Origin of the sequence: Polaromonas sp. 39-63-25 (assembly GCF_002278925.1) — a bacterium.
Lineage (GTDB): Bacteria > Pseudomonadota > Gammaproteobacteria > Burkholderiales > Burkholderiaceae_C > Polaromonas.
This window is the reverse complement of record NZ_NCJH01000013.1, coordinates 25,463-47,058: the sequence shown is the minus strand read 5'-3', so window position 1 is coordinate 47,058 and position 21,596 is coordinate 25,463. Positions and strand designations below refer to the sequence as shown.

Sequence of the window (21,596 nt, the reverse complement as noted above, 5' to 3'; positions counted from 1 at the left end):
CGCATGACCAACCATTCATCTGCAGGCTTTCAGCCTGACATCGAAGCCCTGCTGGCACCTGTTCCCGGGGCAGACCCGGCCGGGCCGTCCATGCGGTATGACCCGCTGTACCTCGGCATTCGCCAGGCGCGCGAGGAAGACGACGCCAGCCTGCCCATGGGCGAGTGGGAGCGGCCTCTCAAAAAGGCCGACTGGAAGGCCGTCTCGGCCAGGTGCACCGAGCTGCTGGGCAGCCGCTCCAAGGATTTCCAGGTGGCGGCCTGGCTGTGCGAGTCCTGGACACGCCAGCACCAGCTCGAGGGTTTCAACGCTTCGGTGGACCTGCTGACGGGGTTGGTCGAACGGTTTTGGGACACGGCCCATCCCCTGATCGAGGACGGTGACGACGATGCCCGCGCGGCACCCTTTGTCTGGCTCAATGAAAACATGCCGCTGGTCCTGAAGCTGCATATCGCCCTGCTCCAGCTGCCTGACCGCATGCCCTCAGCGGTCAGCCTGGCAGATTGGGACCAGGCCCTGATTGCGGATAACCAAAAGGGCGTTGCAAAAAAACCGGCAGGCCCGTCAGGTGCCGGTGCCTTGACGCGCGAGGAGATGAACGCCGCCGCCAGCGGGAACAACCTGCTGGCCCTGGCAGTCATCAGGGACCAGATTCAGGCAGCGACCGGAAAATGGGATGCCCTGACCGGAATGCTCGACGAAAGAATGAGCGCCAACCCCCCGAGTGTGGCGCGTGTCGGCGACATGTTGCGGCGCCTTGGACGGGCCGTCGACAGCCTGATCGACGGGCGCGACCCGCGGCCGCAACCGGTTGCATCGCCCGCGCAGGACGAAACAATGCCTCCCCCCATCAACCAGGACGACATCATGGCTGCTGCAACTCCGAACACCGACGCAGTTCCCGCTGCACACGAGGCGCTGCTGCGTTCCGGTTCCATTTCGAGCCGCGAGGATGCTTACCGCATGCTGGAGGCGGTCGCGGCTTTTCTGGAAAAAACCGAGCCGCACAGTCCGACCCCGTACCTGGTCAAGCGTGCCGTCTCTTGGGGGCGCATGTCGCTGGCCGACCTGATGCAGGAAGTGGTGCGCGAAGAGGGCGATATTGCACGGTATTTTTCGCTGCTCGGCATCAAGGAATCGCGCGAATAAGGTGAGTCGGGCGCAGCCCGTCTGCGCCGGCAAGTTGAGCTCGATTTTTTATAAAACGTCCTCGGTCGGGCCACGTCGCGCTCTGCCTGGATAAATTTCAGTCGTTCGGTGAATCATCCCGTGGCGGGATGGTTTGAACTGGGGCGGCCAGAAGGGGAACCCGGTCATATGGCAACAATTCCTTGGCATGAAACATGGATGCGGGACACCTACTCGTGGTCCGACGCGCGCAGCGACAAACTCAAGGCGGTCGACCTCGCGATATTCGTCTACGACAGCGACAAGTCGGAGCAGTCGCGGCAGAGGATCAAGCAGGCACTGGACGACTACCGGTTCGACCACAGCCGCCGCGGCAAGGACTGGACCCAAAGCGTGCGCAACAAGAAAGGCGCGCTCACCAACCTGCACCGGGCAGTCAACAACGTGGACCAGCGACGGCTCACCGAGACCGACCTGCTGGCGATGCGCGAAATGGTGACGCTGCAGCAGCTCGCCCTGAAGGAGATGTTCGTCGGCAAAGAGCTGAGCCTGAAAAGTTTCAACAAGAAAAAACACGCGAGCGAAATCAAAACCCTGCTCTCCAAAACCCAGGGCGCGGCTGCCAATATCCGCGACATCAATGTGACCCGGTCCGGCACCCGGACGGCGCAGGGGGTCAACGTCGTGGCCGGAACGGCCATCACACAAAAATTCGACGAGATGGTCAAGGCGGTTTGCGGCGCCCTGGACCCCGCGATGATCATGCGCGAACTGGGTCTGGGAAGCGTCGCCGACTTTGCCAAGAGCATGGCCCCTGCGCTGGGCATCATTGCCTCGGCGAGCGACACGGCGGTGGGCGTGGGCAAGATCGTGTACGGCAAGTGGCAGGCCGCGCAAATGCATGAAGTCGGCACCTACGCGATTGCGGCGGGCGACCCGCTGGCTGCTTTTCAGGCGCTCGAGGTGCTGATCGATCGGGAAATCAACTCCACCATGGCAACGACCGCGATTGCAGGCGCGGCCTTCACCGCCAAGACCCTGTGCAGCGCGCTGGACCTGGGCGCGGCCAGCGGCCCGGCGATTGGACTCGCCGAGACCATCGCCAAGGCGATCCAGCACATCGTCGAGTTTGTGCAGGATTGTGAAGAGGTCCAGAGGGCCAACCGGCTGCTGGCCCAGGGCACGCTGGACCTGAGCCTGTTCCGCAGCTGCCCGCTGCTGGGCTGCTATTACGTGGCCGTGCAGGATCACAGCACACTCATCAACATGGCTGTCGCCGACTTCGGCACGCCCAACTTCGTGGTTGATGCAGACCGCCTGGTCGCCGCTGTCAAACCCGTGATCGCCAAGGCCGGCCAGTTTGTCCGGGGCTCCCGGTTTGAAATTCCAGGCATGCAAAACCACAAGGGCATCAAGCTGGCTGCCTGGGAAAAAATGAGCGCCAGCGAAAAAGCCAGCAACCTCAAGCAGCATGTGACGGACGGCATGATCGACATGGTCACCACGGACGCCTCGAAGACGCCGCTGCCGCAGGTGGACCGCTCGCGCATTGTGGGTTTTGGCAGTGACAACCCGCCGCCGCCCACTTTGCTGCGCTCGGGCGGGCGTGTGGTGCCGCCGCCCCTGCCGCCCCGTCCTGCTGCGCCGCTGCCGGTGCGGGCTGCCCCGCCCTTGCCACCCCGTCCTGTGAAGCCGGCGGCTCTCGCTGCGGCGCAGAGGATGGGTGTGGCTCTGCCGGAATTTTCGGCAGCGAGCAGGGCAGCGCTCCCACCGCGTATCGAGTGATGTCAACGCGTCCCGGGATCTGCTTCCGGTGGGACCCGGTTTTTATATATAAAACAGGCCACTGGCCCTTTGTTGGCGGGCGCAGGAGGCTATCAAAACTGTAGCGGATACGGCGTGCCGGTGCGACGCAGTGCCGACTCAGGCCGGCAGGTCGGCAGGTTCAAACAGCTTGCGCTTGCCCGACACCCCGCGCGCCTGTCAGCCCGCTACCAGTCCACCAGGCTCAGCCCGACGCTGAGCACCGTGCGGCGGCGGTTGTAGTCGACCAGGCTGTCGCCGTAGCCGCTGAACAGTTGCACGTGGTAACGCAGGGCGGCGCTGTCGGCAATCGAGGTGGACGCCTTCATCCATTCCAGCCGGGCCGATCCGCGCGCTTCGGATTTGAGCGAATGGCGCAGCGTCAGGCCCAGGGTGTGCGTGCGGTTGATTTGCCAGTGCCCGGCCAGCTCGGCCCGGCCGATGTAGTCGGAGATGCCGGGGTTTTCGTCCTGCCCCGAGCGTTCGCGCACGCGTTGCCAGACGCGTGCCTGCAGGTCCAGCCGGCTGTCGCCGCCCAGTTCCTTTTCGGCTGCGCCCATCAGGTAGACCCGGTTCCAGCTGCGTGACTGCGGCAGACCCTGGCCGTTGGACTGGTGGTTCAGGCCGAGGCCGCTGAGCCGGTACTTCCAGCCGCCGGCCAGATCGATCTGGTGTGGATAGATGTACACCAGCTCGGGCTCGTGGTCGGTGGTCCGGAACGGCCGCGAAGCCGCGCTGTTGAACAGCTGCCAGTAGCTTTGCTGCGTATAGCCGAACCACAGCGAATCGATGCCGGATTCATCGTCGCCGCCCGAGGCCAGCATGCCCTTGGCGAGTTTTGTGCGGACTGACAGCTGAAGCCGGGTCTCGTTGCGTCTGTAGTTGGAGGGCGTGCTCGCCGAGTAGCCCGGTGCCTCCGAGCTCGGCTGGTTGTTGATGCTGTTCGATCCCGACCACATCACGCTGATGGGGCGGTAGCCGCGCAGGCCGAAGGTGTCGCAGTCGCTGCCGCGCTGCAGCTCCCAGAAGCGGGACAACTCGGAGTACTTGGTGTTGCGGCAGCCGATTTTCTTGCCATCCGGGGCTTCGGTGTTCATGGCCGGCAGCAGCAGGACCTCGGCAGACTTTTGCCCGGTGTCGGCATTGGCCGGTGCGGTGGTCAGGCTGGGCGGCGGCGTGTCCGCCGGCAATTGCGAGACTGCCCAGTTCTTGAAACAGGCCAGTTGCGCAGCGGCATCACCGCTCATGGCGTGGCAGGCCTGCCAGCCCTGGCGGTTGTTGCGCTCCTGCACGGTGGGGCCGGTGCTGCCGGTCTGGGCCTGCGCCGCGCCCGCGACCAGCAGCGCGGCATACAGCCACGGTGCGGCAAGGCGCCTGCGTTCGGGTGTGATGATGACTACCATCCGGACAACCTTTCCAGTGTGAACGGCACATCGGGCGCGTCGGGCGGCGCGCTGCTGCTCATGTCTTTCCAGGTACCCGTGATTTTTCTTCCGCATGTGCCTTCCACCATTTTGCCGTTCCAGGCTCCGGTGATGCTGATGCCGTTGGAGGACTCGTCGAGGGTCAGGTACCCGTCTTCCAGATCGCCGGCCAGCTGCGCCCTGGCGGCGTGGCCGCCCTGGGCGGGTTTGCCGGCTGTGGGGGCCAGCTCGCGGTTGACGAAGCCGGCCACGCTCTCGCTGAATTCGGCGTGCCGCTGGAGTTGCAGGGTGGCGTCAGCGGGCAGACCCGCCGGTGCAGGCGTGAACCGGGCCCGCCATGTCCCATGGATTTGCGCGGGCTTGAATTGTTGGACGGGTGGGCAGGAGGCCGCAACCGCCGGACTGGCCGGTCCAGACTGTTGTCGCGTATCATTTTGGCCATAGGCCCTCATGGACAGGGCGCTGACAGCTATAAAAAACAGAGCAAATGTGAGCGAAGGTGATTTTTTCATCGGGTGTGCAATAGAAGGGCTTAACCAGCGTCCCGGGCCGCCTCGGCGAGCTGGTTCGCTTCGGCGCTGTCGGCGGCGCGTTTGGCGAATTCGGCGCGCAGGGCCCTGATTTTTTCACGCGGGTCTTCCCGGACCGTGGCCTTGTCCAGACCCATCTCGGCAATAAAACGGCTGGGGATGCCGGCGACGGTGTCGCGTCCTTTTTTGCGCCGGCGCAGCCAGTTGACCGCCAGCGTGTACTGGGCCCGGGTGATGCCCACGTACATCAGGCGGCGCTCTTCCTCGAGGCGCTGCGCGATGTTCTCGGTCCTGGCCGCATCTGTGCCGTCGTCGTCATCGAGCTTGAAAGGCAGCAGGCCCTCGTTCACGCCGGCCAGCACCACATGCGGCCACTCCAGCCCCTTGGCCGCGTGCAGCGTGGACAGTGTCACCACGTTCTGGTCGCCTTCGCGTTCGCTGATGGTCGACAGCAGGGCAATCGTCTGCACGACCTCCAGCATGGTCTTGGTTTCGGCAGCCACCACCGCGCCGGAGCTGTCGTCGATCTGCCCGCCGCAACGCTGCGCCATCCAGTCGCAGAAATCCATCACGTTGGTCCAGCGCGCGGCGGCGACTTTCTCGCTGTCCTCGCTGTCGTAGATGTGTTTTTCGTAGTCGATTTCCTTGAGCCAGGTGGTGAGGAAAGCGCGTGCATCCTCGGCGCCCACCGTGCGTCTGGCGCGGTATTCCAGGTCGTTGAGGTAGCGGCCGAATTCATGCAGCGAGCCGACCGCCTTGGCCGGCAGCACCGCCCCCAGGGAGCTGCTGAACAGCGACTCGAACAGGCTCAGCTTGTACTGCTCGGCAAAGGTGCTCAGCGCACCCAGCGTGGTGTGGCCAATGCCGCGCTTGGGCGTCTTGATGGCGCGGATGAAGGCCGCGTTGTTGTCGTTGTTGACCATCAGCACCATCCAGCTGCACAGGTCCTTGATCTCGGCGCGGTCGAAAAAGCTTTGGCCGCCCGAGACCTTGTAGGGAATGTTGGCCTTGCGAAAGGCCTTTTCAAACGGCTTGGCCATGTGGTTGGCGCGGTACAGCACGCAGAAGTCGCCCCACTCCTTGTGCTGGCCGCCTACGGCCTGCAGCGTGCCTTCGGCGCGCAGGCTCTGGATGCGTGCCACCACACGTTCGGCTTCGTGCTCCTCGCTGTCGCAATCGACCACGCGCACCGGTTCACCTTCACCCAGTTCGCTGAACAGCGTCTTCGGAAACAGCTTGGGGTTGGGCGCAATCACGTTGTTGGCCGCGCGCAGGATGGCGCTGGTGGAGCGGTAGTTCTGCTCGAGCTTGACCACCTTGAGCTGAGGGTAGTCCAGCGGCAGCTTTTTCAGGTTGTCCAGCGTGGCGCCGCGCCAGCCATAAATCGACTGGTCGTCGTCGCCCACGGCGGTGAAGCGGCCGCGCGCGCCAACCAGCAGCTTGAGCACCTCGTACTGCGTGGCGTTGGTGTCCTGGTATTCATCGACCAGCACATGGCCCATCGAGGCCTGCCATTTGTCGCGCACGGCGTCATGCTCGCGCAGCAGCTTGAGCGGCAGCCCGATCAGGTCGTCAAAGTCCACGCTCTGGTAGGCCGTCAGGCGCTCTTCGTAACGCGCCATGACGCGGGCCACCAGGCGGTCCTCGTCGGTGGCCGCCTGGGCTTCGGCCTGGGCCGCGTTCAGGCCGCTGTTTTTCCAGGCGCTGATGGTCCACTGCCATTGACGCGCCGTGGCGGCGTCGGTGCTGCCGCCGGCGTCCTTGAGGATGCTGGTCACGTCGTCGCTGTCCAGGATGGAAAACTGCTTTTTCAGCCCCAGCACCTCGCCGTCCTGGCGCAACATGCGTACACCCAGCGCGTGGAAGGTGCAGATCAGCACGCCCCGGGCGGGCTGGCCGATCAGCTTTTTGGCGCGTTCGCGCATTTCTGCCGCGGCCTTGTTGGTAAAGGTGATGGCCGCAATCTCCTGCGGCGGCAAGCCGGCCTGGATCAGGCGGCCAATCTTGTGCGTGATCACCCGTGTCTTGCCGGAACCCGCGCCCGCCAGCACCAGACAGGGGCCGTGCATGTAGTTGACGGCTTCCTGCTGGGCGAGGTTGAGGCCGTGGGCCGGGGGCGATGCGGAGGGTGGGGTGGACGACATGCAGTGAAGAGGGGCGGGCAGGGAAGGACCAAGCAGGTGCAGCCGTCCGCCACGGGGCCGGCTGAAAAGGTGGACGCAAGCGGGCCATCATAGCCAGTCAGCGGGGCGGCCCCGTTGGCGGTGACAATACGGCCTGTGTTAAGCATTCTCCTGGTCACCTTTCCCTTCTTCGCGCTGGTGCTGTGTGGCTACCTGGCGGCGCGGCGCGGGCTGCTGCCGCAGGCCGCAATTCCCGGCCTCAACACCTTTGTGCTGTATTTCGCGCTGCCCTGCATGTTGTACCGCTTTGGCGCGAACACGCCGGTGGCGCAACTGCTCGACGGCGGGCTGGTGGCGGTCTACCTGCTGTGCGCGCTGATCATGGTGGCGTTCACGATTGCCGTGACGCGCAACCGGCGCATCGGCTGGAACGATGCGTCCTTCGGCGCGCTGGTCGCGGCTTTCCCGAACACCGGTTTCATGGGCGTGCCCCTGCTGGTGGCGCTGCTGGGCGCGCAGGCGGCGGGGCCGGCCATCGTCACCATCGTGGTGGACCTGCTGGTGACGAGTTCGCTGTGTATCGCCCTGTCCCGGCTGGACTCGGCCGACATCCATGGCGCGGAGGTGGCGGCAAAAAACGCGCTCAAGGGCGTGGCCCTCAACCCCATGCCCTGGGCGATCCTGCTGGGCGCCGTGTCGTCCGGCTTGGGACTGGCACTGCCGGCACCGGTCATGCAGACGGTGGTCCTGCTGGCCGACGCCGCCTCGCCGGTCGCGCTGTTCACCATAGGCGCGGTGCTGGCGCGCTCCCAGATGACCAGCGTGGAAACCATTCCCCTGAGAGACTATGTGCCGGTGGCGCTGATCAAGCTGATCCTGCACCCGCTGCTGGTCGGCTTGATGGGCCTGGGCGCCATCCAGCTCGGCGTGCCGCTGCAGCCTTTTGCCCTGACGGTGATCGTGCTGGTGGCCGCCCTGCCAAGCGCCAGCAACGTGTCGCTGCTGGCCGAACGTTTCGGCGCCAACAACGGGCGCATCGCGCGCATCATTCTGGTGTCGACGGTGCTGGCGTTTTTCACTTTTTCAGGCGCCGTCGCACTGCTGACCTGAGGCTCCCGCAGAAGCCTCTTCAGACCAGCCGGGGCCGCGGGTCCGGCTCCGCCGGCCCGCAGGCGCAGCGCCCCCGAGGGGCTGGAGCCTGCGGCTCCAAACCTGCCGGCGCAGGTTTGGACAGGCGACAGAAGCGAAGCCTCCGGCGAGCGGCGGCCTGCAAGGCCTCGCGCAGTACGCGAAGCGACAAGCGTGGGGGCGTTATATGGCCAGGGGGTCCACGTCGATGGCCCAGCGCACCAGGCTTTTGAAGTCGCCCTGTTGCCGGGTCTGGTGCAGCAGCGGCTGCCAGGCCGCCAGGAAACGCTGCAGCGCCGCGCGCGAGGGGCTTTCGACCAGCATCTGCGCGCGCTCGATGTTGGCCACCCGCTGGATGGTCATGGGCACGGCCGGGTAAGGCGTGACGGCATCGTGGCCGGGCAGTTGCTGCGTCTGCGCGGCCGCTGCCGCGGCATTCAGAAAACCCTGGGCCACGGCCTGGTCCCGGGCCTCGGCGCGTACCAGGGCTGAAAAGCCGAAGGGCGACATGCCGGCCGCTTCGCGCTCCTTGAGTTCCTGCGCCGCAAACGCCGGGTAGTCGTGTTTTTTCAGCGCAGCGAACAGCGGGTGTTGCGGATGGAAAGTCTGCACCCACATCTCGCTGGCCTCACCATGGTCGGCATCACGCCCGGCGCGCCCGGCGGCCTGCATGAGCAGGCCGAACAGGCGCTCGGGCGCGCGGAAATCGCTGGAGAACAAGGCGCCGTCAGGGTTGATCGCCGCGACCAGCGTGATGTGGCGAAAGTCATGGCCCTTGGCAATCATCTGCGTGCCGACCAGCACATCGACCTCGCGCGCATGCACGCTGGCCAGCTGCGATTCGAGCGCGCCCTTCAGGCGGGTGGTGTCGGCGTCGATGCGGGCGATGCGCAGGGGGCTGCCGTCGGGGCGAGTCACCCCCGCCAGCAACTCGGCGATGTGTTCTTCCAGCCGCTCCGTGCCCTTGCCCACAGGCGCGATGTCGATGTTGCCGCAGGCCGGGCAGGCGCGCGGCACGCGTTCGGTGAAGCCGCAGTGGTGGCAGCGCAAGGTGCGGTCTATCTTGTGGAAGACCCGGAAGGCGCTGCAGTGCGGGCACTCGCTTTTCCAGCCGCAGTCGTGGCAGGCCAGCACCGGGGCGTAACCGCGCCGGTTCAGGAAGATCAGCGACTGCTCGCCGCGCGCGATGCGCTGGGCTATCGCGTCCAGCAGCGGCGGCGCGATCGTGCAGTGTTTGGGCTGGTGGTTCATGTCGACCAGCCGGACGGCCGGCAGGCTGCCCTGTTGTTCCGCGCCGCCTATCCGTTCGTTCATGGTCAGGCGCTGGTAGCGGCCCACCACGGTGGCCTGCCAGCTTTCCAGCGAAGGCGTGGCAGAACCCAGCAGGACGCGACAGGCCCCCACGCTTGTCGCTTCGTGTACTGCGCTGCCCCCCGGGGGGGCGCTGCGCCTGCGGCCCGGCAAAGCCGGTTCCGCGGCCCCGGCTGGCAAGGGAAAAGCCTCCGCGCTCTCACTGTCGCCTGCCTGTGATCGTGCGCTTTCCAGCATCGCGCGGTAAACCGCCAGATCGCGCGCCGAATAACGCGCGCCTTCCTGCTGCTTGTAGCTGGGGTCGTGTTCCTCGTCGACGACGATCAGGCGCAGATTCGGCAGCGAGGCAAAAATTGCCATGCGGGTGCCCAGCACCAGCCGCGCTTGGCCGGCGTGGGCGACGAGCCAGCTGTTGAGCCGCTGTGCGGGTGTCAGGCCGCTGTGCAGCGCCACCACCTGGGCCTTGCCGAGGTGGGCAAAACGTTCCTCGAAACGCGCCTGCAGCTGCGGCGTCAGGTTGATTTCGGGCACCATCACCAGCACCTGGGCGCTGGCGTCGCCGGCCAGCACCTTGGCGGCGGCACGCAGATACACCTCGGTCTTGCCGCTGCCGGTCGCGCCAAACAGCAGGGCCGGCCGGGTATCTGCATCAAATTCGGCGATAGCCCTTTCCTGCTCTGCGCTGAGTGCTATTAAATCTGTAGTGTCCGGGGTGTCCGGCGCGGGGGCCACCGGCCGCTTGAGCCGGCGTGCCAGCTGCACGGTGCTCAGTTCGCGCAATTGCGGCGGCAGGGCGGCCAGGGCCACTTCGCCAATGGAACGCTGGTAGTAGCTGGCGGTGAAACCGACCAGCCGCCGCCAGGTGGCCGACAGGGGCGCCAGGCCGTCCAGCGCGCCCAGCACCGCTTTGGACTGGCTTTCCGGCAGGTCGCCGCTGTCCGGCAAGACCTCCCACACCACGCCCAGGACCTCGCGTTTGCCCAGCGGAACGCGCACCAGGCTTCCCGGCGGAAGCGGCCACTCGCTCCGATAGGTCAGCGGTCCGGCCACGCTGCTGTGGGCGGGTGTGGCGACAACGATGCTGAGCCAATACCTCATTTTCGGGTGGATCGATTGGAAGAACAGAGGGGATAGTTAAGCAGATAGTCCTCAGATACATTTGCGAACATCGCTGTAAGTGCTTGATTTAAAAAAGCTTTGACGGTCTTCCAAGGTTTCTGTGGATAACTTTGTTGATAGATTGCCCCGGCACGCGTCCGGGCCTTATAAATCAAGGCTTTTCTTAAATTGCCCGCAAAAAAAGCAGTTTAAAGATCCTATATGAATCAAGCACTTAGAAGCGCTATGGCTTTGATAGCGGGAGACCGACTTGTTACAGCTTCATGCGGCACCGCAGCACAAATTTTGTGAATAAGTCGGGTCTGCGGAGCTGGAATTTGTGCTATCAGACGGCAAAACCCGCATCAATGCGGGGTACCCGTGCGCATGCGGCGCGAATAGGCATGCACGGCGCGGACCAGCACCTCCACGTTTTCGGGCGGGGTGTGCTGGCTGATGCCGTGGCCCAGGTTGAAGATGTGGGTCGGGCCGCTGCTGCGCGTGTCCGCATGCGGGGTACCGAAACTCTCCAGGACCGCGGCCACTTCCTGCTCGATCTGCGCCGGCTGGGCAAACAGCACGTTCGGGTCCAGGTTGCCCTGCAGCGCCTTGCGATCGCCCACGCGTGCCCGGGCCTGGGCCAGGTTCACGGTCCAGTCCAGGCCGAGCACCTCGCAGTCGAGTCCGGCCATCTGTTCCAGCCACAGGCCGCCGCCCTTGGTGAACACCAGGCGCGGAATGACCACGCCGTCATGGCTACGCTTGAGCTGGCTCAGCACGCGCTGGGTGTAGGCCAGGCTAAAGGTCTGGAAGGCCGCGTCGGCCAGTACGCCGCCCCAGCTGTCGAAAATCATCACTGCCTGCGCGCCGGCCTCGATCTGGGCGTTCAGGTAGGCCGCCACCGCATCGGCATTGATGGCGAGCATCCTGTGCATCAGGTCGGGGCGCTGGTACAGCATGGTCTTGACCAGCCGGTAGTCGTCCGAGCCGGCGCCTTCGACCATGTAGCAGGCCAGCGTCCAGGGGCTGCCGGAAAAACCGATCAGCGGCACCCGGCCGTTCAGCGCCTTGCGGATGGAGGTGACGGCGTCAAAGACATAACGCAGTTTTTCCATGTCCGGCACTTCGAGTTTTGCCACGGCCGCTTCGTCACGCACCGGGGTGGCAAAACGCGGACCTTCGCCGAGCGCAAACGACAGGCCCAGGCCCATGGCGTCGGGCACGGTCAGGATGTCGGAAAACAGGATGGCCGCGTCCAGCGGGTAACGCTCCAGCGGCTGCAGCGTGACTTCGGTGGCGTAGTCGGGCGAGGTCGCCAGGCCCATGAAACTGCCGGCCTTGGCGCGGCTGGCGCGGTACTCCGGCAGGTAGCGTCCGGCCTGGCGCATCAGCCAGACGGGGGTGTAATCGGTGGCCTGACGCAGGCAGGCGCGTAAAAAGGTGTCGTTTTGGAGGGGAGCAAACATGCTTGTATTGTCTCAGGTCGGGAGGGCATCCTTCGACAAGCTCAGGACGAACGGTATTCAGTGAGCGATCGCGCGGCGATGTCTTTTCAAGCAGGGGCCGCGGGTCCGGCTTCGCCGGCCCGCAGGCGCAGCGGCCCCCTCGGGGGGCAGCGAACCACACGAAGTGGGGAGCGTGGGGGCCTATCTAACGGACCGGCAGGAACTGCAGAAAGGAAGCGCCCGCCAGGCTCTGCACATAGGTGATCACGGCGCGGCGGTATTTCTCGGTCAGGACTTCGGAGAGCAGGTCGAGCCGGCCTATCACCTTGCCGAACTCGCGCTCGAAACTGAGGTTGCGCTCGCGCTCGGAGATCTCGTCTGCCAGCAGCAGGGGCTGGCCGGCCGGGTTGCGCCGCGAGGCCAGCAGCCAGACGGCGGACTCGATGTTGCGCGCGGCGTTGTAGATGTATTGCGCATCCAGGCTGTCGACCAGGTAGAAGTCGGTCTTGCCGTTGTGCGCCACGATGAGCATGTCGGCGCTGGCGTACACAAAAGCGGCCACCCGGTCGCCCCGGAAGTCGGGGCTCAGGGCCAGCGACAGGGCGGCGATGTCGCGTTTGCCCTGCAGCTCTGGCCAGGGCGTGCGGCTGTCGATGGCGCTGCGCACGCGCTGGACCGCCGCCTCGCGGCTGGTGCTGCCGGTCTTGCGCCATTCGGCGGGGTTGCGCCGGTAAAGCTTGTCGAGCAGGCGGTACAGGCTGCCCAGGTTGTCGCGCATGCCCAGGGTGGCCATGCGGTTCACGTCCGATTGCGCCAGCTCGCCCGAGGTCAGCGGCGCCACCGGCGTCTCGCCGCGGTGGGTCGGGGCCGTCTGGAGGCAGCCGCCCAGCAGCAGCAAGGCCGGCAGACAGAACAGGGACAACAAGGACAACAGCAGAGGCCGGCGCGGGGAGGGCATGCGGCGATTATCCCGGAGCCGCCGCAGGGCGCAAGCGCCGCGGACCCGTCAGCCCCCCGGCAGCAGGCCGCGCGACTTCAGCACCCTGTGGTCAACCATGAGGCAGTGGTCCTGCACCACCAGCAGGCCCGCCGCTTCGGCCTGGGCGGTGGCCGCCGGGTGGCGGATGCCGAGCTGCATCCAGACGGCCTTGGCGCCAATCGCGATGGCCTCGTCGACGATGGGCGGAATGTCCTCGCTGTTGCGAAAGCAGTTCACCAAGTCGATGGGTTCGTGCTGCGCGGCTTCCGTCAGGCTGGCATAGGCTTTTTCCCCGAGCACTTCGGTGGCATTGGGGTTGACCGGGATGATGCGGTAACCCTGGCCCTGCATGTAACGCGCCACGTCGAAACTGGCGCGATGCGGTTTGGGCGACAGGCCCACCACCGCAATCGTGCGGCAGTGGGTGAGGATGTAGGGCAGGCGTTCGGCCGGCGGGAGGGCGTTCACGGAGGGACTCATGCCTTGTACTTGATCGAGCAGCCATAGGCGCGGCTGCTTGCCACGCTGAGGGCCTTGCCGGCCAGCGCTTCGTTCAGGCCCTGGCGCACATAATTGGTTGCGGTCCGTATGTCGTCCACACGGGCGGAGGGCACGCTGTCGATGGCCCCGGCATACACCAGCTGGCCCTGCGGGCTGATGATGTACATGTGCGGCGTGGTCCGGGCGCTGTAGAGCTGGCCGATGCTGCCGGACTCGTCCATCAGGGTGGCGCTGGCCGCCGCCTGCTTGTTGCGCATCCAGCCGGCAAGCTGGGCGGGCGCCAGGTAGTCGCCGCTGCCGGTTTCGGTCGAGTTGATGGCCAGCCAGACCACCCCTTTGCCGACCGCCTCTTTCTGCAGGCCCTGCATGTTGCCGCTGTAGTGTTTTTGCACAAACGGGCAGCCGGGGTTGGTCCATTCCAGCACCACGAGCTTGCCCTTGTAGTCGCTGAGTCTATGGGGTTTTCCGGCGGTATCCACCGCAGAAAAGTCCGGCGCGGCCTGGCCAACGGCCGCATGGGCGGTCTGCGTGAGGGTCGCAGCCCACGGGGCGGTGAGCAGAGCGCTGGAAAAGATCCGGCGATTGACGCGGTGATTCATCATGGCTTGATCTCCTTCAGAAAAATGAAGTGACAGATGAAGTGACAGGCAGTACTACAGCTTGGCCAGTTCGGCCCGCACATCGGCAACCGACAGAATTTCCGACAGCACCACAGGCGCCCGGCCGGGCTTGTAGATCACATACACCGGCACGCCGTTGCGGCCCAGTTGCGCCAGCGCGGCGGTCACGGCCGGGTCGCGGCGCGTCCAGTCGGCGCGCAGCAGGGCGACGTTTTTGGCATCCATGTCGGCCAGCACATCGGCATCGGCCAGCGTGGTTTTCTTGTTGTACTGGCAGGTCACGCACCAGGCGGCGGTGAAATCGACAAACACGTTCTGGCCTTGGGCTGCGAGCTGGTCCACGCGGCCCGGTTCCCAGGCCTGCCAGCGGCCCGAGGCTGTTGCGGCGACGCTGGATGCCTCCAGCGGTTTGATGACATTTTGGCCCACAGTCCACGCCCCGAAAGCGCCAAGCGCTATCGAAAGCGTGGCGGCCACAGTCCGGGTCCGGCCCCGCAGTGTCAGCGACCACAACACCAGCGCCATCAGCACCAGCAGCGCCAGCAGGGCGCCGGCACCGTCGATGCCGCTTTGCTGGCCCAGTACCCAGACCAGCCAGGCGACGGTGGCAAACATCGGAAACGCCATCAGCTGCTTGAAGGTCACCATCCACGCGCCCGGTCGCGGCAGGGCGCGCGCCACCGCCGGCACCGCACTGGCCGCCAGGTAGGGCAGGGCCATGCCCAGGCCGATGGCACCAAACACCGCCAGCGCCTGGACGGCCGGCAGGCCCACGGCGTAACCGAGCGACGCCCCCATGAAAGGCGCGGTGCAGGGGGAGGCAATCGCGGTGGCCAGCACGCCGGTCAGAAAGGCATTGAGCGTCGGGTTTTTGGCCTGCAGGCCGGCGACCTTGCCGGGCACAAAGCTGCCAAATTCAAACAGGCCCGCGAGGTTCAGGCCGATCAACGTGAACAACACGGCCAGTCCGGCCACCACGGCCGGGCTTTGCAGCTGAAAGCCCCAGCCGAGCTGTTCGCCGGTGGCGCGCAGGCCCAGCAGCAGGGCGCCCAGCGCCAGGAAGGACAACACCACGCCGGCCGTGTAGGCCAGCCCGCCGGCGAGGCGTGCCGCGCGGTTTTTTTCCTTGGCGAAACTCATCACCTTGATGGCCAGCACCGGAAACACGCAGGGCATGAGGTTGAGAATCAGCCCGCCCAGCAGCGCACCGAGCAGGGCGGCGACCAGCGTGAGCGGCGGCGCGCTGTTGCCGGTGGGCACTGCGCCCAGCGCCGCATTGGCCTTGAGCGCTGCTTCCAGCGCGGGCGACACCGTGGCCGCGGCGGCCACGGCCGGCCAGTCGCCCTGGACCGGCAGCTCGATGCGGTAGGCGGTCTTGTCCAGCGCCACCACCACCGGCATCACGCGCGGGCTTTCGCTGCGCTGGCTCGAGAGCGGCAGCTGCGCGGTCCACAGCGCGCCCTGCCATTTCTGCTGCCAGGCGCCGGCGGGCTCGATCACGCTGCCGGTCTCAGGGAAAAAGTCCAGGGTCTTGCCCTGCAGACGCACGGGCAGGCCTGCGAGCGTCACCTGGAGGGTGTTGGCGCTGACCTGCACCTGGCTGCCGGTGGCGGCCAGCGGCTGGGGGCTGGCGGCAAAGGCGGCGGCAAACAGGCCGCTGCTGCTGCCGGTCGAACTCCGGACCGGGATCTGCAGGGAAAAATCACCTTCCTGCGGAATACATTCCTTTTTGCAGACCAGCCAGCTGGCCTTGAGCCGGATGTCCAGGTTGGAGGCATTGAAGCCGGGCGCCACGGTCAGCGGCACCGGCAGCAGCACCGTGCTTTCGTAGCCGTAGTTGGCGAGGGTGCCAATCGGTATCTTTTTCGGCGTGGGCCAGGCGATGTCGCCAGCCGTGACGCCGGCCGGCAGCGTCCATTCGAGCTGGGTCGGCAGGCCGGAATCGCCGGAGTTTTTCCAATAGGTGTGCCACTCGGGGATGTGCGCCAGCTGCAGGCCCACCCAGACCGGTTTTCCCGGCTCCACGCCATCGGGCGCCCAGGCCAGCAGTTCGGCACGCACCTGGTCGGTGCTGACCACGGCATTCGCCGCGGCCTTGTTGGTGAAGTTGATTTGGGCGGCGGCGCCCGTCGTTACTGCGCAAGCAGCTATCAAAAACAGAGCGGACGCGAAGCGGTGAAAAATCATGGTCATGGTGTGAGCGGCACGCTGGCCTTTAGTTCCTGGGACGGTGCCCGCAGGCCTTATTGTCCGGCAGAGCCCGTGGGCAGGCCTGAACAGGGTTCAATCCGGCCCGGGCAGCAGCGAGGGCTGCGCAAACACCGCCGGCAGCTTTTTCGGCGCACGGATGCGCAGCTGCTTGTTGACGTTTTCCCGGCCGAAAACCACTTCGATGTCGCTGACCGCCACGCCGAACAGCGGCGCCAGGAAACGCAGCATGTGGTCGGTGGCCTTGCCGGCCTGCGGCGCCGCGGTCACGCTGACCTTGAGCTGGGTGCCCTTGGGTTTGCCGATCGCGTCACGGCTGGCCGACGGTTTGCCCAGGATGTTGACCACCAGCACCTCGCCGTCCCAGGCAAAAAAGGAGTCGCCGGTGATGTTTCTCGGTCGCATCGGAGAAAGATCAGGCGGCGAAGCCCAGCACCACGCGGCGCGTGGTGGCGCTTTTTTTCTCGATTTTGGTGACCACCACCGCGCCGATCTCGGACGTGTTGGCCACATGGGTGCCGCCGCAGGGCTGGAAGTCGATCATGGCGTCTGCCCCGGCGCCGCCTATGCGGATGGTGCGCACCTGGCCGCTGCCGCGCGGCGGCTGCACACTCATGCTTTTGACCAGGGCCGGGTTCGCGTCGAGTTCCGCGTCGCTGATGCTGCCCACGGCCACCGGGTGCGCGGCCGCCACCAGGCGGGCAATGCCGGCGCTCAGGACGTCCTTGTCCAGCGGGTCGGTCATGTTGAAGTCCAGCCGCGCATAGTCGGGCGTGATCGAGCAGCCGTTGACGAGCTGCGGCACCAGGTGGCACAGCAGGTGGGTGGTGGTGTGAAAACGCATGAGCCGGTGCCGGCGCGCCCAGTCGACGCGGGCGGTCACCACATCACCGGGTTTCACGCCCATGCGCAAAAGGTGGTCGAGCACCGACGTGGCCGGGTCGGGCAAGGCCGGCAGGTGGCAGATGTCCGCGGTGAACTGGCCTTCTGCGTTTTTGCCCTTGCGCGTGTCGGCGATGGGGATTTCACGCCCATCGGCCAGCACCAGCACACCGGTGTCGCCGGCCTGGCCGCCGCCCAGCGGGTAAAACACCGTGCGGTCCAGCACCAGGCCTTGTTCGGTCACCGCGGTCACGGTTGCGCTGCATTCAGCCAGATAAGCGTCATCACGAAACATTGTTTGTGTCATGGTTTGATAATACCGGCATGAACTCCCTCGCGCCTTCGCCCCTTCCCCCTGAGCCCCGGGGCGGGGCGCGTATTGTCCTGGCCACGCTCAACGCCAAATACATCCACGCCTCGCTGGGCCTGCGTTACCTGCTGGCGAACATGGACAAGCATGGCGGCGCGGGCCTGCGCGCGCAGACACAGCTGCGCGAGTTTGTCATCGGCCAGCCCGAGACCCGCATGGTGGAAGAGCTGCTGGCGCTGCAGCCCGAGGTGATCGGCCTGGGCGTGTACATCTGGAACGTGGTGGAAACCACGCAGCTGGTGCGCCTGCTGAAAACCCTGAGGCCCGACATCAAGATTGTGCTGGGCGGACCCGAGGTCAGCCATGAGGTGGGGGAGCAGGAGATCTGCCGCCTGGCCGACCATGTGGTGACCGGCTGGGGCGACGTGAGTTTTCCTAAACTCTGCCGAGCGCTGCTTAAATTGCCAGGTGGGGGCCCGAAGCCGCTGATGAAGGTCATCGCCGGCGAGCAACCGCCGCTCGATGAACTGGCCCTGCCCTACAAGGAGTACACGGCCGAGGACCTGGCGCAGCGCCTGCTGTATGTCGAGGCCTCGCGCGGCTGCCCGTTCAAGTGCGAGTTCTGCCTGAGCTCGCTCGACAAAACCGCTTGGGCCTTTGACCTGGACAGCTTCATGGCGGAAATGGACGCGCTGTACCGCCGTGGCGCGCGCAACTTCAAGTTTGTGGACCGCACCTTCAACCTGAAAATCGACAACTCGGTGCGCATCCTGCAGTTTTTCCTGGACCGCATCGCCGAAGCACCCGATGTGTTCGTGCATTTCGAAGTGGTGCCCGACAGCCTGCCGGATCGCCTGAAAGAACTGATTGCGCAGTTCCCCGACGGCGCGCTGCAGTTCGAGGTCGGTATCCAGAGTTTCAACCCCGAGGTGCAGCAACGCATCTCGCGCAAGCAGGACAATGACAAGACCGCCGACAACCTGCGCTGGCTGGTCACGCAAAGCCGTGCCCACGTGCATGCCGACCTGATCTTCGGCCTGCCCGGTGAGACGCTGCAGAGTTTTGCCGAGGGCTTCGACCGCCTGCACGCTCTCGCGCCGCACGAGATCCAGTTCGGCGTGCTCAAGCGCCTGCGCGGCACCCCGATCACGCGGCACACGCTGAACTTTGCGATGATCTATGACCCGCACACGCCCTACACCATCTTGCAAAACTCGACGGTGGATTTTGCGGCCATGCAGCGCATCAAGCGTTTTGCGCGCTACTGGGAGATGGTGGCCAATTCGGGGCGGTTTGCCTTGAGCCTCGATCTGCTGCTGGCGCCCGGCTCGGCCTTCGGGCATTTCCTGGCCTTCAGCGACTGGCTCTGGCAGACCACGGGCAAGACCCATGAGTTTGCGCTGGAAAAACTGGTGGACCTGTTGTATGGGCATTTGACGCAAGTGCGTTTGCTCGACCCGCAGGCTGTGTGCGCTGCCTTGCTGGCGGATTACCAGGCCAGCGGTGCGCGCGGGCGGCCGCAGTGTCTGGCGGCGTTGCTGGGCGGTCCGCAGAAAGCGCTTTCGGCAGCGGCGGAGCTACACGGGGCTCGGCGGCAGGGTCGGCATCTGAGCCAGCAGCAGAATTTGCGGGTGGAGATTCAGAAGGCAGCGGCGGCGGCTTAGTTTTGAACCTTCGAACGGCAGAACACCCCCAGCGCAGAATGGCCCAGAATACGCCCATGAACCCCGCGCCCCCCTCCCCGGCATCCTTTCCCCATTTCTGGGCCGACCTCAAAAGCCCCGACTTCGCCCGCCTCGATGTCGCCGCGACCATCGCCGTGTTGCCGGTCGCCGCGATCGAGCAGCATGGTCCGCACCTGCCGCTCAGTGTGGACACCGACCTGGTCAATGGCGTGATTGCACACTGCCTGCCGCATCTGGAACAAGGTGGCCCGGTGCTCTTCCTGCCGACCCAGACCGTGGGCCGCAGCATCGAACACATCGCCTTTCCCGGCACCCTGACCCTGGGCGCGGCCACGCTGATCCAGAGCTGGATCGACCTCGGTGAATCGGTCGCGCGCACCGGCATCAAAAAGCTGGTATTTCTCAACGCGCACGGCGGCAATGTCTCCACGCTGGACATCGTGGGCCGCGAGCTGCGCGCGCGTTTCGGCATGACGGTGTTCACCGTCAACACCTTCAGCCTGCCGCTGCCGGCTGCCGTGAAGCAGCTGTTCGGCCCTGACGAGGAACGCTTCGGCGTGCATGGCGGCGACGTGGAAACCTCCATGATGCTGGCCTTGCATCCGCACAAGGTGGACCTGGCGCTGGCGCAGAACTTTCACTCCAGCAGCCAGGACCGGGCGCAGCAACACGCCATCCTTGGCAACGGTAGCAGCACCAAACTGGCCTGGGCCGCGCAGGACCTGAACCCGCTGGGCGCGGCCGGCAATGCGGCGGCGGCCACGGCCGAAAAAGGCCTGGCGGTGTTGCAGGCCAGCGGGCAGGCGCTGGCGCAGCTGCTGCACGAGGTCCGCCAACTCCCGCCGCTGGCCTGAAGCGACGCGCGGCCGTCCTGACAAAAACTGGGGACATCAGCTGACAGAGCACAGTAGCCTGAAGGGTCAACAATCAGCAGGACGCGCGACCCACAAGCGCCGCCCATCACCGAACAAGGATCGACCATGCCCGCCCTGCCTGTTGCCCGCCCCGCCTCCCGTGTTTCCCGTTTCGTGCTGTTGCCGCTGTGCGCAGCGCTGGCGCTGGGCCTGAGCGCCTGTGGCGACACGACCAAGCTGCCTGCCGGCGCCGATGTGGGCATCACACCCACACTGCCCCAGCCGGTCAAGTCGCTGATCCCCACCGTGAACATCGCTCCGGCCCAGGGCTGGCCCCAAGGCGTGATGCCACAGCCCATGGCCGGAACCACGGTGACAGCCCTGGCCACCGGCCTGGACCATCCGCGCTGGGTCTACACCCTGCCCAACGGTGACGTGCTGGTGGCCGAGAGCAACAAGCCGCCCCAGCCCGACGCCGGTTTCAGCATCAAGGGCTGGATCATGGGGGTGGTCATGAAGCGGGCCGGCGCCGGCGTGCCGAGTGCCAACCGCATCACGCTGCTGCGCGATGTGGACGGCGACGGCAAGGCAGAAACCCGCGCGGTGTTCATGCAGGGCCTGAACTCGCCATTTGGCATGGCGCTGGTCGGCAAGGAGCTGTTCATTGCCAATGCGGACGCGCTGGTCAAGGTGCCGTATGAAGAGGGCCAGACCGCGATCACGGCCACGCCGGTCAAGGTGGTGGACCTGCCGGCGGGCCTGAACCACCACTGGACCAAAAACGTCATCGCCAGCCGCGACGGCAGCAAGCTGTATGTCACTGTCGGGTCCAACAGCAATGTCGGTGAAAACGGCATGGACATCGAGGTGGACCGGGCGGCCATCCACGAGGTCGACCCCACAACCAACACGCGCCGGCTGTTTGCTTCCGGCCTGCGCAATCCCAACGGGATGGGCTGGGCGCCCGACGGCACGCTCTGGACCGTGGTCAACGAGCGCGACGAGATCGGCAGTGACCTGGTGCCCGACTACCTGACCTCGGTGAAGGACGGCGCGTTTTACGGCTGGCCCTACAGCTATTACGGGCAGACGGTTGATGTGCGCGTGACGCCGCAGCGGCCGGACCTGGTGGCCAGGGCGATTGCACCCGATTACGCGCTGGGCTCCCACGTCGCGCCGCTGGGCATGGTGTTTGCCGAAGGCAACACGCTGCCTACGTCGCTGGCCAGCGGCGTGTTTGTCGGCCAGCACGGCTCGTGGAACCGCAAGCCGCTGAGCGGCTACAAGGTGGTGTTTGTGCCCTTCATCGGCAGCAAACCCTCGGACAAACCCATTGATGTATTGACCGGTTTTGTCAGCCCCGACGGAAAGGCCTATGGCCGGCCCGTGGGTGTCGCCCTCGACAAACGCGGCGCGCTGCTGGTGGCCGACGACGTCGGCAATGTGATCTGGCGGGTGGCTGGAACGCCGGTGCGCTAGTCCAGGGGCGATCCCGGTCTGCGCCAGTGATGTTGCATAAAATCGACCTTCGGCCCACGCTGGAAAAGCGCGATCAGCTCTTTACTTG

General features: G+C 65.7%; 17 protein-coding genes. 6 read left to right on the top strand and 11 right to left on the bottom strand.

The annotated features are described in order from the left end of the window. Positions 1 to 3: 3 nt before the first annotated feature. Together tssA and B7X65_RS16190 are read left to right on the top strand one after the other, a co-directional pair. The gene (gene tssA, locus B7X65_RS16195; protein WP_293595333.1) at positions 4 to 1,149 is read left to right on the top strand and encodes a type VI secretion system protein TssA; all 1,146 of its coding nucleotides are present in this window, start codon (positions 4 to 6) and stop codon (positions 1,147 to 1,149) included. A 198-nt stretch (positions 1,150 to 1,347) separates the two neighbouring features. Continuing rightward, positions 1,348 to 2,913 carry a hypothetical protein gene (locus B7X65_RS16190; RefSeq protein ID WP_293595332.1) on the top strand — a complete coding sequence of 522 codons (1,566 nt, stop codon included), beginning with the start codon at positions 1,348 to 1,350 and terminating at the stop codon, positions 2,911 to 2,913. Positions 2,914 to 3,119: 206 nt separating this feature from the next. On the opposite strand, the gene B7X65_RS16185 is transcribed toward B7X65_RS16190, so the two are convergent. The 3 genes from B7X65_RS16185 to B7X65_RS16175 form a co-directional block, all read right to left on the bottom strand. After that, the gene (locus tag B7X65_RS16185; protein ID WP_293595331.1) at positions 3,120 to 4,334 is read right to left on the bottom strand and encodes a phospholipase A; all 1,215 of its coding nucleotides are present in this window, start codon (positions 4,332 to 4,334) and stop codon (positions 3,120 to 3,122) included. Then, complete coding sequence (locus B7X65_RS16180; protein WP_293595330.1) at positions 4,328 to 4,606, bottom strand: hypothetical protein; 279 nt, start codon at positions 4,604 to 4,606, stop codon at positions 4,328 to 4,330. Before B7X65_RS16180 ends, B7X65_RS16185 begins: the two co-directional genes overlap by 7 nt. Positions 4,607 to 4,887: 281 nt before the next feature. Further along, on the bottom strand, positions 4,888 to 7,029 hold the full coding sequence (locus B7X65_RS16175) for an ATP-dependent helicase (protein WP_293595329.1): 2,142 nt from the start codon (positions 7,027 to 7,029) through the stop codon (positions 4,888 to 4,890). Positions 7,030 to 7,164: 135 nt separating this feature from the next. Here B7X65_RS16175 and B7X65_RS16170 point away from each other — a divergent pair, with 135 nt between their 5' ends. After that, positions 7,165 to 8,118: an AEC family transporter gene (locus B7X65_RS16170; protein ID WP_293595328.1), complete on the top strand. Its 954-nt coding sequence runs from the start codon at positions 7,165 to 7,167 to the stop codon at positions 8,116 to 8,118. Positions 8,119 to 8,319: 201 nt separating this feature from the next. Here the strand turns inward: B7X65_RS16170 and priA are convergent, their stop codons facing one another. From priA to B7X65_RS16130, 8 genes are all read right to left on the bottom strand, one after another. Beyond that, positions 8,320 to 10,545, bottom strand: coding sequence for a primosomal protein N' (gene priA / locus B7X65_RS16165; RefSeq protein WP_293595327.1), 2,226 nt, complete (start codon positions 10,543 to 10,545; stop codon positions 8,320 to 8,322). 365 nt (positions 10,546 to 10,910) lie between these two features. Next, a complete protein-coding gene (gene hemE, locus B7X65_RS16160) occupies positions 10,911 to 12,011 on the bottom strand; it encodes a uroporphyrinogen decarboxylase (RefSeq protein ID WP_293595326.1) in 1,101 nt (366 codons plus the stop codon). 184 nt (positions 12,012 to 12,195) lie between these two features. Next, the gene (locus B7X65_RS16155; protein ID WP_293595325.1) at positions 12,196 to 12,948 is read right to left on the bottom strand and encodes a hypothetical protein; all 753 of its coding nucleotides are present in this window, start codon (positions 12,946 to 12,948) and stop codon (positions 12,196 to 12,198) included. 48 nt (positions 12,949 to 12,996) lie between these two features. Further along, positions 12,997 to 13,437: a CoA-binding protein gene (locus B7X65_RS16150; RefSeq protein WP_293595324.1), complete on the bottom strand. Its 441-nt coding sequence runs from the start codon at positions 13,435 to 13,437 to the stop codon at positions 12,997 to 12,999. A gap of 8 nt (positions 13,438 to 13,445) precedes the next feature. Beyond that, on the bottom strand, positions 13,446 to 14,072 hold the full coding sequence (locus B7X65_RS16145) for a thioredoxin family protein (protein WP_293595323.1): 627 nt from the start codon (positions 14,070 to 14,072) through the stop codon (positions 13,446 to 13,448). Between the two features lie 51 nt (positions 14,073 to 14,123). Then, the gene (locus B7X65_RS16140) at positions 14,124 to 16,277 is read right to left on the bottom strand and encodes a thioredoxin family protein (protein WP_293595372.1); all 2,154 of its coding nucleotides are present in this window, start codon (positions 16,275 to 16,277) and stop codon (positions 14,124 to 14,126) included. 96 nt (positions 16,278 to 16,373) lie between these two features. Beyond that, entirely contained in the window at positions 16,374 to 16,703 is a 330-nt protein-coding gene (locus B7X65_RS16135; RefSeq protein ID WP_293595322.1) for a DUF167 family protein, read from the bottom strand. 10 nt (positions 16,704 to 16,713) lie between these two features. Next, the gene (locus B7X65_RS16130; protein ID WP_293595321.1) at positions 16,714 to 17,487 is read right to left on the bottom strand and encodes an alanyl-tRNA editing protein; all 774 of its coding nucleotides are present in this window, start codon (positions 17,485 to 17,487) and stop codon (positions 16,714 to 16,716) included. 17 nt (positions 17,488 to 17,504) lie between these two features. Here B7X65_RS16130 and B7X65_RS16125 point away from each other — a divergent pair, with 17 nt between their 5' ends. From B7X65_RS16125 to B7X65_RS16115, 3 genes are all read left to right on the top strand, one after another. Next, positions 17,505 to 19,154 (top strand): DUF4080 domain-containing protein, encoded by a 1,650-nt coding sequence (locus B7X65_RS16125; protein WP_293595320.1) that lies wholly within the window; start codon positions 17,505 to 17,507, stop codon positions 19,152 to 19,154. A gap of 56 nt (positions 19,155 to 19,210) precedes the next feature. Beyond that, positions 19,211 to 20,029 (top strand): creatininase family protein, encoded by an 819-nt coding sequence (locus B7X65_RS16120; RefSeq protein WP_293595319.1) that lies wholly within the window; start codon positions 19,211 to 19,213, stop codon positions 20,027 to 20,029. Positions 20,030 to 20,155: 126 nt separating this feature from the next. Continuing rightward, a complete protein-coding gene (locus B7X65_RS16115) occupies positions 20,156 to 21,508 on the top strand; it encodes a sorbosone dehydrogenase family protein (protein ID WP_293595318.1) in 1,353 nt (450 codons plus the stop codon). Positions 21,509 to 21,596 lie beyond the last annotated feature (88 nt).

Coding starts and splice junctions, on each gene's coding strand:
- B7X65_RS16155 (WP_293595325.1), bottom strand. CDS start 12,948: ATGCCCTCCCCGCGCCGGCCTCTGCTGTTGTCCTTGTTGTCCCTGTTC.
- B7X65_RS16130 (WP_293595321.1), bottom strand. CDS start 17,487: ATGACACAAACAATGTTTCGTGATGACGCTTATCTGGCTGAATGCAGC.
- B7X65_RS16115 (WP_293595318.1), top strand. CDS start 20,156: ATGCCCGCCCTGCCTGTTGCCCGCCCCGCCTCCCGTGTTTCCCGTTTC.
- B7X65_RS16175 (WP_293595329.1), bottom strand. CDS start 7,029: ATGTCGTCCACCCCACCCTCCGCATCGCCCCCGGCCCACGGCCTCAAC.
- B7X65_RS16145 (WP_293595323.1), bottom strand. CDS start 14,072: ATGATGAATCACCGCGTCAATCGCCGGATCTTTTCCAGCGCTCTGCTC.
- hemE (WP_293595326.1), bottom strand. CDS start 12,011: ATGTTTGCTCCCCTCCAAAACGACACCTTTTTACGCGCCTGCCTGCGT.
- tssA (WP_293595333.1), top strand. CDS start 4: ATGACCAACCATTCATCTGCAGGCTTTCAGCCTGACATCGAAGCCCTG.
- B7X65_RS16120 (WP_293595319.1), top strand. CDS start 19,211: ATGAACCCCGCGCCCCCCTCCCCGGCATCCTTTCCCCATTTCTGGGCC.
- B7X65_RS16185 (WP_293595331.1), bottom strand. CDS start 4,334: ATGGTAGTCATCATCACACCCGAACGCAGGCGCCTTGCCGCACCGTGG.
- B7X65_RS16135 (WP_293595322.1), bottom strand. CDS start 16,703: ATGCGACCGAGAAACATCACCGGCGACTCCTTTTTTGCCTGGGACGGC.
- B7X65_RS16190 (WP_293595332.1), top strand. CDS start 1,348: ATGCGGGACACCTACTCGTGGTCCGACGCGCGCAGCGACAAACTCAAG.
- priA (WP_293595327.1), bottom strand. CDS start 10,545: ATGAGGTATTGGCTCAGCATCGTTGTCGCCACACCCGCCCACAGCAGC.
- B7X65_RS16125 (WP_293595320.1), top strand. CDS start 17,505: ATGAACTCCCTCGCGCCTTCGCCCCTTCCCCCTGAGCCCCGGGGCGGG.
- B7X65_RS16140 (WP_293595372.1), bottom strand. CDS start 16,277: ATGATTTTTCACCGCTTCGCGTCCGCTCTGTTTTTGATAGCTGCTTGC.